The organism is Gracilibacillus phocaeensis (assembly GCF_900626275.1).
In the GTDB taxonomy this organism is placed as follows: Bacteria; Bacillota; Bacilli; order Bacillales; family Amphibacillaceae; genus Gracilibacillus; species Gracilibacillus timonensis.
The window spans coordinates 191,456-207,287 of the sequence record NZ_LR131142.1; the positions used below are offsets into that span (position 1 = coordinate 191,456).

Sequence of the window (15,832 nt, forward strand, 5' to 3'; positions counted from 1 at the left end):
CTCACTTATCTATTTGGAAGTATCATTCTGAGAAATAAAATTGTGCTGGATGACCGTGCCCCAGATCTCTAAATTCATCAGCAAACATTCTTTGTTCAGGTACATTGTGTAACTTATTTGTTGCCACTATTAAATGCGGTGTAGGACCCGAATAGCCAAGAATCCACTGGTTTTTCATATGCAACTTGTATATTTCATCTGCCCATTCACTTGCTTCTTCCTCGCTAGTAGAGGCTATTATGTTATCCCAATATTCTAGTAATTTAGCAACATCACCTTCTGGTTTTGTCCCTTTTTCTCCGTCACTCTCTCGATATAAACCATAATCGCCTTGCCAGGGAACAAGCACACGTAGGGGAATTAGCACTTCTGGACGTAAGGCTACATTAACTACCATTGGATTTTCAGTAGTCGCATCTACTTGGTTGCTATATTTTCTATCTTGGAAAGTGCCTTCATCTACATAATTCAGGTTCACTTTAATTCCAATATTTTCATAGGCATCTTTAATTAATTCAAGAAATTCAGAATTATCTTGATTTGGTTCCATGATGGTTATCGTGACCACAGATCCATCGTCATAAAGTCTGAATCCGTTGTTATTTCGTTCTGTAATTCCAATCTCGTCTAAAAGTTGTTCTGCTTTTTCCGTGTCGTATTCAGCCCATTGTTGTTCCCAACCTTCTTGGTAACCTACCACACCCTCTGGTACTGCTGCTTGATTAGGTTCTGCAATTCCATTTGTTGCAATTTCTGAGATTTGTCCTCTATCCACTGCGAAGGATAAAGCTTCTCTAAATTTTATGTCTTGCACTAATTCTCTGAGGTTGTCATCTTGTGTTGTTTGATTTAGTTGAATAGTAGTGCTAGATAAACCAACAGTAGGCCATGTCAAAACACGGTAGTCTCCCTGTTGCTCATTTTCTTTTAATACGGTGAAATTTCCTATTTCAAAGGTGCCAATGTTGATGTCTCCACCTAATACTCCAAGTACAGCTTGACTAGGATCTTGTATCTTTGATGCAATGAAGTTATCAACATATGGTAATTGTTTTCCTTCCGGATCTATTTTCCAATAATAAGGATTTCGCTTCATGATAAACTCTTCACTATGAGGATCGTTACTTGCCACCCAAGGGCGCAGGGTAGGTATTTCCTCATTCATCCAATAATAATACCCTGTTTCTGATAATAATGATTTCACATCAGAGTATCCCCAGTTTTTTGCAATCGTTTCTGCTTCCTCTTCCCCAACAAATTCCGGTAGAATAGTCTTGTGGAAATGTTCTGGCGCAAAAAACCACTTGTTATCGATTGCCAGACGTTTTAGAAAATTTGGACTTGGAAACGAGTGTGTAACCTTAAATGTATAATCATCCTCTTTAGTCACCTCAGCTATGTGTCTTTCACCTGATTCAGGATCAACTGTGTAGTAGGCATCGTACACTGATTTACCGAAAGTTTCTTTTTTTAGCATGTGCTCCCAATAAAATATGACATCATCTGTAGTGAAAGGTTCTCCATCTGACCACTTCATTCCTTCACGTAAATAAATGGTGTACTCGGTGGCATCGTCATTAACGTCGTAACCTTTTGCTACATTTGGTTCAATGTCATCACCTTCTTCATTAAAGCGAAAAAGCGCTTCCTCAGTAGGTTTACCAACTGTCCATTTAGAATCGGCTCCCTCCCACGATGTGATAAGGTCTCCTCCATATTGTCCAATACTTTCTTCAATAGGCTCTATCATGATATCCCCTTTTTTTGGCAGCCTCTCTTCAACCTTAGGTAATTCACCTGATTCCACAAGTTCAGACAACTCCGGAGCTTCTGCAAAATCTTGTATTTCCTCAACTGTTATCGAGTTAAGTTCAAGAATATTACTGTCTATATTTTCTTCTGCAGAATTACCAACGTTGTTTTCGCTGGTTACTTCTCCTGGAGAGTTATTAAAACATGCTGTCAAAAATAAAGATAACAATAAAAACATACCAACTAAGCCAGTTTTCCTCACTTATTTTCCCTCCCCTTTGAACTTAATAAATGCAAGTTGAAATATATAATGACCACCTTCACCTCCCTTTAAGAATGCGCTTATTGAAAAACTCCAGAAAAAATATAATTAAAGAATTAAACAAGAAAATGTATTATTATTTTAAGTTATGAATACATGTTGAGGATTAGAAGGGGAAATATTGATTAACTCTATTAATTGTTTAAAAATACTTACTTCACAATTTTATCAATTGAAAGGCATGCATATAGGTTATAAATACGGTAAAGATCGACAAGACGATATAACACAGTTAGACCATAAAAGATAAATTGCATAGGGTAAAAATAAAATCTGATATACAGTAACACTGCATGTTCACATGAACAAAAAATGAGAAAGTGATTGAGTTCACTGTCACTGAACAGCATTAATCGCAGAAAGCACGCTACACCCAAAAACAAATAAATATAATTGTAAAAAAAACTCTTGCTATTACAAAAATTATATAGTATGATATCTGTAATCGTTTACTGATTCTTTATTTGATTCCTGCCATGAAGATATTGTCTATTTATTATCTGTTGAATAGGTATTACCTATAATAAATAGAGTTTTTTTAATAAAAATGTGAGAACGATTACACATTTAAGTTAGTTTTTTATTCCAATGTAAAGGAAGTAGATATCATTGAGTATTTTAGTGATCGGAAGTTTTATGATGGATCTAGTGGTCAGGGCGCCGAGAGCACCAGAAAACGGGGAAACGGTCATCGGTGATAGCTTTGCAAGATATCCGGGTGGAAAAGGGGCAAATCAGGCTGTAACTGTTTCGCGTCTAGGCGAAAAAGTCACGATGATTGGCAAACTAGGTGTAGATGAATTTGGCCATGAGGCAATTAGAACGCTACAAGAAGAAGGTGTCAATACGGATTATATGCTAAGAGACCCTATCCATCCTACAGGGGTTGGTTCTGTCACAGTAGATCAACATGGTGATAATCGTATCATTGTTGTCCCTGGCGCTAATACGACATACCGTCCTGATGAATTGGACGAAGTTACTGATTTAATCCAGGAGGCGGATATGATCATTTTGCAATTAGAAATGAACATGGACCTCATCGAAAAAGCTGTTAATTGGGCATATTTATATCAAACGCCTGTTATTTTAAATCCTGCTCCAGCTGCAAAGCTGAGTGATGCCTTGTTAAGGAAAATCACATATCTTACCCCTAATGAATCAGAGGCGGAGATCCTAACTGGCATATCTGTAAAAAATTTAAAGGATGCCGAACAAGCAGGGCGTTTTCTATTGAATAAAGGAGTAGCCAATGTGATTATCACACTAGCAGATAAGGGTGCTGTAGTCGTCAATAAAAATGGAGTCGCTCATATTCCTGCTTTTTATGTAGAATCTTTAGACTCTGTGGCTGCTGGTGACGCTTTTAACGGGGCATTAGCAGTAGGCTTGGCTAGAAAAAAACCATTAGAGGAGGTCGTTAGATATGCGAATGCGGTAGGGGCATTGACTGTTACAAAATCAGGAGCTATACCTTCGTTGCCATATAACCATATGGTAGAAGCATTTATAACTCAAAAGGAAAGCGTTTGATGAAAGGAGGTGCTATCAAAAAAACAATGATTTTTAAAAGTTAATAAATGGTTAGAGATTAAAACTAGGAAATAATCGATCAACGAACATTGAACATTGAAAAAAACCGCATTTTATATTATTATAGCTGTAATCGATTACAGAAAAAGGCGGTTTATCATGAAAAAAAATATAACAATCAAAGACATTGCAAAGGAAGCAGGAGTATCCACTGCAACGGTGTCCAGAGTATTAAGCAACAGGGGTTATGCAAGTGATGATAACCGAAAAAAGGTTCTAAAAGTAGCCAAGCAACTGAACTATCGTCAAAACAGTATAGCCAAAAGCCTCAAGATGCATAAAACAAATCTTATTGGTGTGATTATACCAGATATCTCCAACCCTTATTTTATGAAAATATCGAAAGGGATGGAGGATGTCGTACAAGAAAAAGGCTATAATCTTTTATTTATGAGTGGTGATGAAAATCCCCATAAAGAAGAAAAACAGTTAAAGCTGTTATTAGAACATCGTGTAGACACGATTGTTATAGCTACCTCTGGCAGGAATGAGCAGTTAATCAGCAGTATCCATGAAAACAATGTACCCGTTATTTTGATAGATAGAAGACTAGAAACCGGTAATGAAAAGATGGATTTTGTTGTAGAGAATAACTTCGAAGGAGCTTATCAATTAACCAGCTATCTGATACAGCAAAAGCATAAACGGATTGGGGTGGTAAATGGTTCGTTGAATGTAAGTACTGGTGCGGAACGTTTTTCAGGGTATAAGAAAGCAATGGAAGACTATGCGATGACACAACATGATGAATTAATTTTTAATGGAGACTTTAGTGTGGAAGACGGTAGAAGTGCGGTAGATTACTTTATGAACTTGCAGCAAAGGCCAACCGCTATCTTGTCTTTTAATAACACCATGTCTACCGGCGTGATTCTTCAATTGGATAAGTTACATTTAAAAATACCTGAAGATATGTTTTTAGCTTCATATGGCGAAACAGAAGTAGCACAGTTGATCAATCCAGAAGGGAAAATTAGTGTGAAACAGTCCCCCTACGAGATGGGCATAGAAGTTGGAAACATTATATTGGACCGGTTAGTGCTGCATGTCAACGGTCCTACGCAGGAAGTATTTAATCCGAAGCTGGAAAAATAACGTCAATTGGAAAGGGGGATTGTATGTCTAATTTAGATTTTATCCGAAAGGCAATTGCTATAGAAGCTCGTGCCATCGAAATCTTGTTGGAACAGGTGGGGCAGGATTATGAACCTGTTATCGATGTATTAAAGAACTGTAAAGGAAAGGTGGTAATCACAGGGGTAGGTAAGTCAGGACATATTGGTAAAAAGATGGCTGCTTCCTTTGCAAGTACAGGAACTCCGGCATTTTTTGTGCACAGTACAGAAGGGGTGCATGGCGATTTGGGAATGATTGAAGAGGATGATGTGGTGCTCTTGATTTCCAATAGTGGAGAGACTTCGGAAGTGTTAAGCCTATTACCATCTTTAGAGAAAATAGGAGCAGAAAAAATAGCCATTACTTCTAACGCAGCATCGACATTAGCAATGGCCTGCGAATATGCACTTACTTATCAATATGAGCAAGAAGCGGATCATATTGGGGTAGCACCTACCACCAGCTCTACTATTGTATTAGTAATCGGTGACGCCCTTGCGGTAGCACTCTGTGAGATGAGAAGGTTTACCAAAGAGGATTTTCATTTATATCATCCGGGTGGTAGTCTAGGCAAACAATTATCACAATCATGAAGGAGGTTAACGAATGACATTCTTGGGAACGTCGATGAGGGATTTATATCGCGAACGTGATGCGAAACGAAAGAGGGCATCAAGCTATGATACAACCGGTGGCAATCGTGATTACTTTGCGATTCACCCTGGTGAAAAAGTAGATATCTGTGAATTAACAGGTGCTGGATGTATCACGCACATCTGGATGACGATGGCGCCTTTACATGATGACATCGAAGCATTTTTACATCGAAAAGTGGTAATTAGAATGTATTGGGATGGGGAAACAAGTCCGAGTGTGCAGGCGCCAATTGGTGATTTCTTTGGCATGGGGCATGGTATTACAAAAAACTTTTGGTCGGCCCCTTTACAAATGAGTCCGGAAGATGGACGTTCGTTAAATTGCTTTTTTTCCATGCCATTTGCTAATAATGCGAGAATAGAAATCGAAAGCAATGCAGATGCACCGATCAAGTTTTATTTCTATGTAGATTATGAACAGTACCAGGAAATAGATAGTGACTTAAGATTCCATGCCCTTTGGCGTCGGGAACGAACGCAGGGAGTTGATGAAAACATATCGAATGCCTTGTACAGTTTTGGTGGTAAAAACACCACTGGAGAACAGAATTATGTATTATTAGATACTATAGGAAAAGGGCACTATGTTGGCTGTAACTTAAATATTCATAACCTGCGTTTTACACAAGAATGGAACTGGTATGGGGAAGGAGATGATATGATTTTTATAGATGGAGAGCCATGGCCGCCATCTTTGCACGGAACAGGCATGGAAGACTATTTTAATACGGCATGGTGTCCTCAGCAGGAACAAAACACGCCTTATCACGGTATTATTTTAGGTGGAGGGCCTAACTGGTCTGGCAAGATTTCGGCTTATCGATATCATATACAAGATCCGATTATGTTTGATCAATCGATTAAAGTAACGATTGAACATGGACACAATAACAACAGAAGTGATGATTATGCCAGTACGGCCTATTGGTATCAAACCAAACCAGGTTGTGATTTTGCCCCTATTTTACCAGTAAAGAATCGTTTGCCGCTGCCTGATACCTTACCATTTAATCCAGAAGATATGAAGAAATGTTTTGATTATTAATAATGGTAATAAATGATCATTAAGAGAAATGTAAGGGTTTACTTTTAGGCTTCGATGCAATAAATAATAGAAAGGAATGGTAATATGAGTGAATTTAACGGATTAGGAATGGGTTTAGGCAATCTGTCTCGATTATCAAATGCTAAAACGAGATCCATCAGTGCCGAAAATATGGATGGCGCCAAAGGAAAAGGCGGAATGGCTACAGAAGGAACCGGTGCGAACTGTGCTCGTGATTTAGGGCAGGGTTGGAAAGTGTCACCATCGATTGATATCGACGCAAACAAAACGTATGTAATTGCCGAAATAGAAGGTCCAGGTGTTATTCAGCATATTTGGATGACATGCTTCCCTGCGCACTGGAGGTCTTTGATTATAAGGATGTATTGGGATGGGGCAGAGCATCCATCCGTAGAAGTACCATTCGGAGATTTCTTTTGCAATGGGTGGAATGAACGATGTAATGTAAATTCCATCCCTGTTGCCGTGAATCCAGCAGGTGGCATGAATGCATACTGGGAGATGCCTTTTAGGAAGTCAGCTAAGATTACTGTGGAGAACATAAGTGAGGATACATTCCCGCTCTATTATCAGATTGATTACAGTTTAACGACCATTCCAAACGATGTTGCCTATTTTCATGCACAGTGGCGCAGAAGCAACCCATTGCCTTATAAGGACGTGCATACGATTGTAGATGGTATCAAAGGAAAAGGGCACTATGTGGGTACGTATATGGCATGGCAAGTAAATAATAACGGCTGGTGGGGTGAAGGTGAAATAAAATTCTACATGGATGGAGACATGGATTACCCTACGATTTGTGGGACGGGCACAGAAGATTATTTTGGTGGTGCTTGGAATTTTGAGCAGCCGAAAGGAGAATATGGCACTTTTTCAACCGCGTATTTAGGTATGCCGCAAGTCATTAAACCAGATGGTCTCTACCAAGCGAATCAACGGTTTGGCATGTACAGATGGCATATCATGGATCCGATTCGTTTTGAAGAGGAGTTAAAAGTAACCATCCAAGCCCTCGGTTGGCGTTCAGGAGGCAGGTATTTACCATTGCAAGATGATATTGCCTCGGTGGCTTATTGGTATCAAAGTGATCCACATCAGCCATTTCCTGCACTGCCTGATAAGGATGGATTGGAGATTATTTAGGCACTGGCACCTATCGATAACTATCACTATGAGTGTGGTAGTTATCGTGAGGTGTGTAAACGATTACCTATGTTAGAGCAAAACGTTGAAAAAGGTAAAAATAATGTAAAAAATAGTAAATAGTAGATCAATTAAAAAATGAAAAGAGGAGATTCAAAATGGATAGAGGGTTAAAGAGTTATACAAAAATGATTTTCCTGTCTGTTATTTTGTGTTTAATGACTTTTCTTTATGCTTGCAGTTCAGAAGAAAGCGGTGGAAGTGGAGACAAGGTACAGATAAGTCTGTCTGTATGGGGAATGCCTTTTGAGAATGCGTTATATACAGATATTTATATACCAGAATTTGAGGAGCAAAATCCAGATATAGAAGTAGAATTTTTACACTATGACGAGTTAAGAGACCGATACCTTACATTAGGGGCTGCCAATGATCTGCCTGATGTCATGAGGTCGCCGGGGGTCAATGTGCCAGAATTTATTAACAGAGGTATGTTTATCCCGTTAGATGACTACATCGAGAGCGAGAATTTGGATATGGACAATTACCCTGAAGCTTCGTGGGTGTCCATGCAGAAAGATGACCAAACATTTGCGATCCCTCAAGATGCCAATTCAACCGTATTGTACTATGATCCGGAAGCCTTTGCCGAAGCGGGATTAGAGGAGCCGAATCATGATTACACGATGGAGCAAATGCTAGAAGATGCGGAAAAACTAACGATTAAAGGAAATAACGGTAATATAGAACGTTACGGCTTTGTTATGGGGTGGAATGCAGATAATTTTGCGAACTTTGTATTAGCAAATGGCGGAAATATATGGAATGAAGACGGAACTGTGTCGACAGTGGATAGTTCAGAATCCATTGAAGCTTTGGAATATTGGCGTGACCTAGTGGTTGATTTTCAACTTACGACATCTACTAGTGATCAAGCGCAGATGGGCCCAGATGCCTATTTTCAAGCTAGACAGGCGGCTATGTATATTGATGGAACATGGATGGCGCCATCCATAAAGAATGCTGCACCAGATTTTAATTACAAGGCTACTAGCTTTCCGGAGGGAAAAGAGAAAGTATCTAGGTCGATGTCTTCCTCTTTCGGAATTTCAAAAGACTCCGACCATCCAGATGAAGCATGGAAACTGATTCAATTTTTGACAGAAAAAGAACAATTGGATGTGTACTGGCAGTCTCTTTGGGTAGCAGCTCCAGCCGCATTAAGCTCATTAGAAGATGAAGAATCATTTAGAAATGTAACGGGAGTGCCTGAGGCGGATGTGCCTGGCATCGATTCGGAAGAGGAATTTGATGAAAAATTAGGGTATCTAAAGGATCTATTCGATAATCAGTGGTTAGATCAAACATGGATTAGTCCTTATCAAAATTATTATGCAGATCATATCGACAATGCCATTCAATCTGTCTTAACAGAAGGTGCTGATCCCGAAGAGGCTTTAGTAGAAGCGGCAGAAAACATCAATGCTTCCATTAATCAGAACTAGAAAAATGTAAATCCGGGGTTTCTTCTATCGTGTACCCCGGATTTTAAATAAAGGAGTTGGCGATATGCAACATGCAAAAGTAATGTCTGTACCTAAAAGAAAAAAGTGGTCCAAAGCAACATTGACCCCATGGATGTTTCTTTCCCCTGCTTTAGTGATTATTTTGATTTTTGTAATTTTGCCAACGATAGCGGGGGTAGTCATTAGTTTTCTAAGGTATGATGCGATCAGTCCAGTTGAATTTATCGGATTGCAAAACTATAAATTAGTGCTTCAAGATGAGTTATTTTATAAATCGCTATGGATCACTTTTCTGTTTGCGTTCGGTTCATTAATCCCTACTGTGTTTATTTCCCTAGTGTTAGCAGTGTTACTAAATCAAAAATGGTTTCCGTTTGTTAATCTGTTTAGAGCTATTTACTTTTTACCAACAGTAGTATCTATGGTTGCTGTTTCTTTTGTTTGGCTGTGGTTATTTAATCCACAACTCGGTCCGATTAATCCTTTGCTATCAGGGTTAGGAATTCCAGCACAACAATTCTTAGGAGATTCCAGTCAAGCATTGGCCATACTAATCTTAATTAATATATGGAAGAGTATTGGTTTTAACCTGGTTATTTATTTGGCTGGATTGCAGGGAATTGATAATAGCTTATATGAAGCTGCCCGTATTGATGGTGCTTCTCCTCTACAATCTTTTCGATTTATTACTTGGCCAATGCTCACCCCTGTTACTTTTTTTGTTGTAGCTATGTTAATCATTAACGGCTTTCAAGTATTTGATCAAATTAATATTATGACAGGCGGCGGACCTGCTCGTTCTACTTATGCCATTGTTTTCTATATTTATCAGAAAGGCTTTAGTGAAACTAACTTCGGTTATGCCTCTGTACTTGCAGTTATGCTGTTTATTGTGATATTGGTACTGACGCTTGCTTATCATCGTATAAACGCAAGACTTGAACGCTAATTTTAGAAAGGATGTGTACTACAATGGTGAAGAATGCAGAATGGATTGGTCGGATATGTTTAATCGTTATCGTGCTGATCGGTGCCTTGACGATGCTAGTGCCTTTTATTTGGATGATTTCTACTTCATTAAAAGCAGATAGTGAAGTATTTACCTTCCCGCCAACCTGGATACCAGATATATTGCAATGGGCAAATTATGATAAGGCCTTTAATGTAGCCAATTTTGGCCGTATTTTCTTCAATAGCTTTTACGTGGCAATTGTAACAACCATATTGGGACTACTATTAAACAGTATGGCAGGCTATGCTTTTGCTAAATTTGATTTTTGGGGCAGAGATGTTATTTTCATTTTATTGCTGGCGACGATGATGATCCCATTTCAAATTACGATGATTCCTATATATATGTTATTCAGAGAGTTTGAACTTTTGAATTCTTATACAGGGCTGATTGCACCTAATATAGCAACGGCTTTTGGTATTTTCTTAATGAGGCAGTTTATGAAGGGTATCCCTAGCGAATTAATGGCGGCAGCTCGAATTGACGGAGCTAGTGAGATTAGAATATTTTTACAAATTGTCTTGCCTATTATGAAGGCGCCATTAGCAGCTTTAGGTATTTTTACATTTATGTTTTCATGGAATAACTATTTCCTTCCTTTAGTAATCATTACAGATGAAAGCTATAAGACATTACCATTATTAATTTCATCTTTATCTTCGGGATTATATGTTCAGAGCTGGCCATTGGTCATGGCCGCAGCAACTATAGCTACTTTACCGATTATTCTTATATTCTTTATAGCACAACGTTACTTTATTGAAGGGATGGCATTGACTGGTATTAAATAATGAGAGAAGTACCAATGTTCACTAATCGTCTATTAATATTTTGAGGGGATTTCTGTTGCTCATTGATTCGTCTAGGATACAAGCAAGCTGTTACGCACATGAATATGTTTTTAGGAAAGGGGGATACGTGAAGGAATGGATTTATTAAAATATAAAGATATCAAAATAAAATGGTGTGAAGATAAAGAGTGGAAGCTATACGAACTAATGACATTGGGTCACACCAACGAATTATATGCTGATACAACAGACCATGCCAAGGTCAAGGTTGAAATAACCCAAGTACATGCTCAAGATGTGGATGTATTAGAGAAAATAAAAGTGAAAGTAGAGACACGCCATCATAGTATGAGCGGTATACAATTGGTCATGCCAATAGAAGATGCTTATGAGTGCACATGGAAAACACACTTATCCCCAGAACCTAATATGGTGATTGGAGATAGAGTGTTTCGTTCCCCAAGCATGGTAGTGGAAGATAAAGCAAGAATGTGTGCCCTGATTCCAGATATTCATGATATCAAAGAAAATAGGGTGATTCCACATGTAATGGATTATGTACAGCATGGGCACTATTTTATGTACGGCCTTAGCCATTATAAAGCAACTGGTCATGTGTATTACCAGTTACACCCGAAAGAAAATGATATCGAAAATGAAGTAACGTTTCAGTTTTATCTTGCACAGTGGAAGAAAGTAAAATCGAACAGGAAACGAGACTATCGCCCTTTAGAAAAATATTTATGGGAAACATTTGCTTGTACAGAGAGGGAGGTAAAGGATGTTAAAAAGAATCCCCTAGATAGCTTACATGCCTTAAAACCTTATGTGAAACATACTTATAACTGGTCTTTTTGTAATTGGGATTCAGTTTGTTGGCAAGAATTTGATCAAGATGGCAGCAAGATAGGTTCCCACGTATTTATTGTTACGGCAAATCAGAAGCCAGAAGAAGGTGCAGAAGAAATATGGCGTGAAAGGAAAAGCATCTGCAATCAAGCATGGTTTTCTAGCATAAGAAGTACGTATGGTTATGCACTATGGGGAAGATATTGGCAGAATGAGAATTTAAAAGACAAGGCCAATAAAAGTTTACGTTTCACCCTAAGCGCACCACAATTTAATGGTTTGTTTCCAGGTTGCTATGAGGCGGGGACAGATAATCAATGGGAAAGTGGTAGGTGGCGGATGTCTTCTGATAGACAGCCTAACTCAAGTCTTAAGGATTATGTCCATTTATTAGATGCTTCATGGACGTGCTATTGGCTGTTAAAATGGTATCGGGATATTGAGGGAGAAGAAATTATCCTAACCTATGTAAAGATATATGTAGAACGTTTGTTATCGTTACAGTACCCTGAAGGCAATTTTCCAGCCTGGGTTAGACCCACAGACCTTGATAAATCTGAATATCTAGTAGAAAGTCCAGAGACTTCGGTACATGTGATGTTATTGTGTTTGCTTTATGAGATAGATCCTAACCCCATTTATATAGATGCAGCAGAAAGGGCAGGTATATATGTGAGCGAGAACGTTGTTTCTGAAGGAAAATGGGAAGACTTTGAAACCTATTGGTCTTGCTCAGGGGAGTGGAGCGGCAAACAGTATAAAGAAATAGATGCGAGGAGCGGTTTATACAATCAATGTAATTTGGGCATGTATTGGACAGCTGAGGCCTTAAAAGACTTATATAAAGCTACAAACAAAGATGCTTACTTAGACTGTGGAGAACAAGTTTTGGCAGAGATGTCTTTATTTCAGCAAATTTGGCAGCCTCCATTTTTTAAAATCCCGACTATTGGAGGATTCGGTGTCATGACAAGTGATGATGAATGGAATGACGCCAGACAAAGCTTATTTGCATTAACTTACTTGGATTATTATCAAATAACAGGTGAAAATAGATATAAATATCGTGGCTTATTAGCTATGAAAGCTTCTTTTTATATGATGTATTGTCCAGAAAATGAAGAAGTCATGAAGTTATATAAAGCAACCCACCCACACTTTAATCAAATGGACTATGGCTTTCATATGGAGAATTTTAATCACGCCAACAGCGGTTCAAAAAATAAAGTTGGCGAGTTTACTATTTTTGATTGGGGAAATGGCGCAGCCTCTGCTTCATTAGGTGAGGTATGGATGAAGAAGAGTGATTTATAAAAAGTGAATTTGTTTGAAAGTTGTATTTAAAGAATAATAAGAGCTTCAAGCCACAGAACAAACCACCAGTTGTTCATACTGATGGTTTTGATTGTGTTCATAAAAAGCCTATTGTGCTTGTAAAATCAAATATCGACAATTCACCAAAAATAATCTACGCTTAACAAACAACTTCACTATTTTTTCCTTATGGTTAAAATGTAACAAAAGTTAACTGTGTCTATGAAAGGAAAACAAATGAAGTGAAACTTTATTGATTCATTACTTTGTCTGACAGTTGAGATGTGTTTCATTCTACTATTGGTTGTAATGATTTGACTATAATAGATTCAATCGTTTGTTTACTCTTATTAAATCGGATCATCATTTCATTATGTGTGTCATTAATACTACAGTCGCACAAAATGTCATACATATGATTCTGCAATAAGATTTGCCAAGCATAATTTGATTCATAATCTGAAGGTAATACTGTTAGGGGTTCAGCCATCTGTCTCAGTTTCAATGGCTGCTCCTCTATTTATCTTTAAATTGTATTCGCTTCGAACATTAGACGAAAACGGAATTTTGCGTTATCTTCATACCACATCGGAAAATTAGTTCCCCAAATATTATTATGCAAATTAACATGCATGCCACCATTTAAATTAGCAATCTCGTTATCGAACTGAAGAAGTTTCTTTTCTCCCGGGCTAACAAGTGCCGCATCAAGTGTTTCTATTTTAATTCTCCCGTCAGCTCCTTCATATAACATACCTTGGTCAACTGCATGTAGATTCCGGTTTCCGCCTTTAACAACTTGTAATGGTGAAATATTAGAACCAAGCTTATTTAACATCCATAAATTGGGATTATCAACAATCGGTATAAATGAAAACCAGCTAGCTTCAGGGAGTCGGACTGCCTCCTTTTGGGACCAGAATAAGGAAATATCAATGCTACTCTGTTCTTTATGGAATTGATACTTTAATATCAATTCTTTGGGGGCACCAGAAAATTCAACTGCTGTGTCTGGTAAATTCAAAGTAACGCAAACAGAATCAACGTCGTTCTTTTTTTCAACTTGAATAGACATCACGGAAGGATTAAATAGCTTATGTTTGGGCTTTGGTTCAGCATATTCAAATCCTGGCTTTCCATAATCTGCATCAGCCCATACATGGGTACTTTTTAGGTTCCTCATATAATGCTTAAACCAGTAATTATAATCTTCCGGACCAAACGTTTCATAATTAAACAATCCTAATTGATGATGTTCATCTGCCCAAATTTTTCTTTTATCATCTTGTAGGTAAGATATTGCACCGTTAATATCAAATGCAACTTGAAACTTTCCAAGCTTATACATCTTTTGCAGGTGTAACCCTTTCCCATTCTTGAACAGCTTTGGTTGACTTGTTAATTCCGTTAACATTTTCTCTACTTCTTCTTTTTTACTATAGTCTAATGATTGCAAAGCTTTATCTAAATAAGCTCTTTGCTCTTTCCATGAGCTTTCAAACAATTCATAGCTGTAAGTGGGATTTTCTTTATTAAAAAGTACCTTTGAATTTTCATCCATTTCGTCAAGGGCGAAAGAGCCAATATACTGATACTTGGAAGTCATCATTTGTTCGTCAAAATAATTCTCTTTCCTAGCTTTTCGGAAGTCATTTTTTGAATAATTGGTGAAATCAGGTAAATATTTTTTCAGATCCATCCCCCAAGTATGCTCAGCTACAAGAGCAAGATTCTCGCTTATCATTTCATATTCATCAGAGTTTTTAGTTAGTGTTCCGTTCTTTAACCATTTCGATCTTAAACGATTAAATCCGCGATAATAGGCTAGCTTATATGGGTCAGTACCTGTACCATGAATCCATGTATCTCCAATTTCTTCTGTAACGACTGGTAATTTATCTTTTATTTCTAGAACCTTATGCGCAAACTCATCCATTGTTGAGGCTTGAATCTCTGCATTTGGGAATTGTTTTTCCAATTCGTGAAAACAATCCTGAATTTCTGCTGGTGATGAAGGTCCACAATTATCACCAGTATGTGCAAATACCATGACATCTTCCAAACCATCTATTTCAACAAATTCACCATAACTGCTGGCATAGTTTACAATTATTTCTGACCCACATCCTGCTCTCCATCTAAAAAGCTTTGGTATTTCTGGGACATGTGAGGCTGGATTAACACCGATGTGTAGATACTTAATACCATGTTGAGCGAGATAAGGAACCATTGAAATCGTATGTCCCGGTACATCGGTCATCTTAGCCGAGATTGTAGTTTTATTGAATTGGTCATCTAGTTTATCGCTTATAGATAACCCATATTCTAATAAGTCAGCATTTAGAAGTTCCGTATGTGTGGTGAATGGTAATCCATGCCATGTGATATAGCCATTTCTGATCGCTTGTTTCATTCTATCTTGATCAGAAACGGTGGCATTTTTTAAGTAATAATGAATAAGCCAAGATCCTGTGGTCCATAGAAAGTTTTCTTTTCTTCCTTTGGAGTGCAATTCTTCTGCAAGGGTAATAGCTTTGGGTATGTACTGATTCATATATTGATCTATTACATTCTTGGCAAGGTCTGTAAAGCCTATGTCTAAGTGTGTTTTAAATACCACATGTACTTTCCGTATCATGTTCTCTCTCCTCTCTTGCTTTCATGTTATAATTAGGCTCATTTAAACTAG

General features: G+C 37.9%; 11 protein-coding genes. 9 read left to right on the top strand and 2 right to left on the bottom strand.

Annotated elements, in window-relative coordinates; all coding sequences use genetic code 11:
- Positions 1 to 22: 22 nt before the first annotated feature.
- On the bottom strand, positions 23 to 2,014 hold the full coding sequence (locus E0E32_RS03185; RefSeq protein ID WP_286171677.1) for an ABC transporter substrate-binding protein: 1,992 nt from the start codon (positions 2,012 to 2,014) through the stop codon (positions 23 to 25).
- A gap of 669 nt (positions 2,015 to 2,683) precedes the next feature.
- Between E0E32_RS03185 and rbsK the strand changes: the two genes are divergently transcribed.
- From rbsK to E0E32_RS03230, 9 genes are all read left to right on the top strand, one after another.
- Entirely contained in the window at positions 2,684 to 3,607 is a 924-nt protein-coding gene (gene rbsK, locus E0E32_RS03190) for a ribokinase (protein WP_078060192.1), read from the top strand.
- A gap of 159 nt (positions 3,608 to 3,766) precedes the next feature.
- The gene (locus E0E32_RS03195; RefSeq protein ID WP_066195680.1) at positions 3,767 to 4,762 is read left to right on the top strand and encodes a LacI family DNA-binding transcriptional regulator; all 996 of its coding nucleotides are present in this window, start codon (positions 3,767 to 3,769) and stop codon (positions 4,760 to 4,762) included.
- A gap of 23 nt (positions 4,763 to 4,785) precedes the next feature.
- Complete coding sequence (locus E0E32_RS03200) at positions 4,786 to 5,376, top strand: KpsF/GutQ family sugar-phosphate isomerase (RefSeq protein ID WP_130858936.1); 591 nt, start codon at positions 4,786 to 4,788, stop codon at positions 5,374 to 5,376.
- 13 nt (positions 5,377 to 5,389) lie between these two features.
- On the top strand, positions 5,390 to 6,484 hold the full coding sequence (locus E0E32_RS03205) for a glycoside hydrolase family 172 protein (RefSeq protein WP_066195688.1): 1,095 nt from the start codon (positions 5,390 to 5,392) through the stop codon (positions 6,482 to 6,484).
- 84 nt (positions 6,485 to 6,568) lie between these two features.
- Positions 6,569 to 7,651: a glycoside hydrolase family 172 protein gene (locus E0E32_RS03210; RefSeq protein WP_066195691.1), complete on the top strand. Its 1,083-nt coding sequence runs from the start codon at positions 6,569 to 6,571 to the stop codon at positions 7,649 to 7,651.
- Positions 7,652 to 7,809: 158 nt separating this feature from the next.
- Positions 7,810 to 9,156, top strand: a complete 1,347-nt coding sequence (locus tag E0E32_RS03215; protein ID WP_066195693.1) for an ABC transporter substrate-binding protein — start codon at positions 7,810 to 7,812, stop codon at positions 9,154 to 9,156.
- 64 nt (positions 9,157 to 9,220) lie between these two features.
- The gene (locus E0E32_RS03220) at positions 9,221 to 10,126 is read left to right on the top strand and encodes a carbohydrate ABC transporter permease (RefSeq protein WP_078060193.1); all 906 of its coding nucleotides are present in this window, start codon (positions 9,221 to 9,223) and stop codon (positions 10,124 to 10,126) included.
- A 23-nt stretch (positions 10,127 to 10,149) separates the two neighbouring features.
- Positions 10,150 to 10,980 (top strand): carbohydrate ABC transporter permease, encoded by an 831-nt coding sequence (locus E0E32_RS03225; RefSeq protein ID WP_066195696.1) that lies wholly within the window; start codon positions 10,150 to 10,152, stop codon positions 10,978 to 10,980.
- 135 nt (positions 10,981 to 11,115) lie between these two features.
- On the top strand, positions 11,116 to 13,143 hold the full coding sequence (locus E0E32_RS03230; RefSeq protein ID WP_130858937.1) for a hypothetical protein: 2,028 nt from the start codon (positions 11,116 to 11,118) through the stop codon (positions 13,141 to 13,143).
- Positions 13,144 to 13,669: 526 nt separating this feature from the next.
- On the opposite strand, the gene E0E32_RS03235 is transcribed toward E0E32_RS03230, so the two are convergent.
- Positions 13,670 to 15,781 (bottom strand): DUF5054 domain-containing protein, encoded by a 2,112-nt coding sequence (locus E0E32_RS03235; protein ID WP_066195705.1) that lies wholly within the window; start codon positions 15,779 to 15,781, stop codon positions 13,670 to 13,672.
- Positions 15,782 to 15,832 lie beyond the last annotated feature (51 nt).

Excerpts from the sequence above, each read along its gene's own strand:
- E0E32_RS03225 (WP_066195696.1), top strand. The coding sequence starts at position 10,150 with ATGGTGAAGAATGCAGAATGGATTGGTCGGATATGTTTAATCGTTATC.
- E0E32_RS03200 (WP_130858936.1), top strand. The coding sequence starts at position 4,786 with ATGTCTAATTTAGATTTTATCCGAAAGGCAATTGCTATAGAAGCTCGT.
- E0E32_RS03195 (WP_066195680.1), top strand. The coding sequence starts at position 3,767 with ATGAAAAAAAATATAACAATCAAAGACATTGCAAAGGAAGCAGGAGTA.
- E0E32_RS03215 (WP_066195693.1), top strand. The coding sequence starts at position 7,810 with ATGGATAGAGGGTTAAAGAGTTATACAAAAATGATTTTCCTGTCTGTT.
- E0E32_RS03205 (WP_066195688.1), top strand. The coding sequence starts at position 5,390 with ATGACATTCTTGGGAACGTCGATGAGGGATTTATATCGCGAACGTGAT.
- E0E32_RS03230 (WP_130858937.1), top strand. The coding sequence starts at position 11,116 with ATGGATTTATTAAAATATAAAGATATCAAAATAAAATGGTGTGAAGAT.
- E0E32_RS03210 (WP_066195691.1), top strand. The coding sequence starts at position 6,569 with ATGAGTGAATTTAACGGATTAGGAATGGGTTTAGGCAATCTGTCTCGA.
- E0E32_RS03235 (WP_066195705.1), bottom strand. The coding sequence starts at position 15,781 with ATGATACGGAAAGTACATGTGGTATTTAAAACACACTTAGACATAGGC.
- E0E32_RS03220 (WP_078060193.1), top strand. The coding sequence starts at position 9,221 with ATGCAACATGCAAAAGTAATGTCTGTACCTAAAAGAAAAAAGTGGTCC.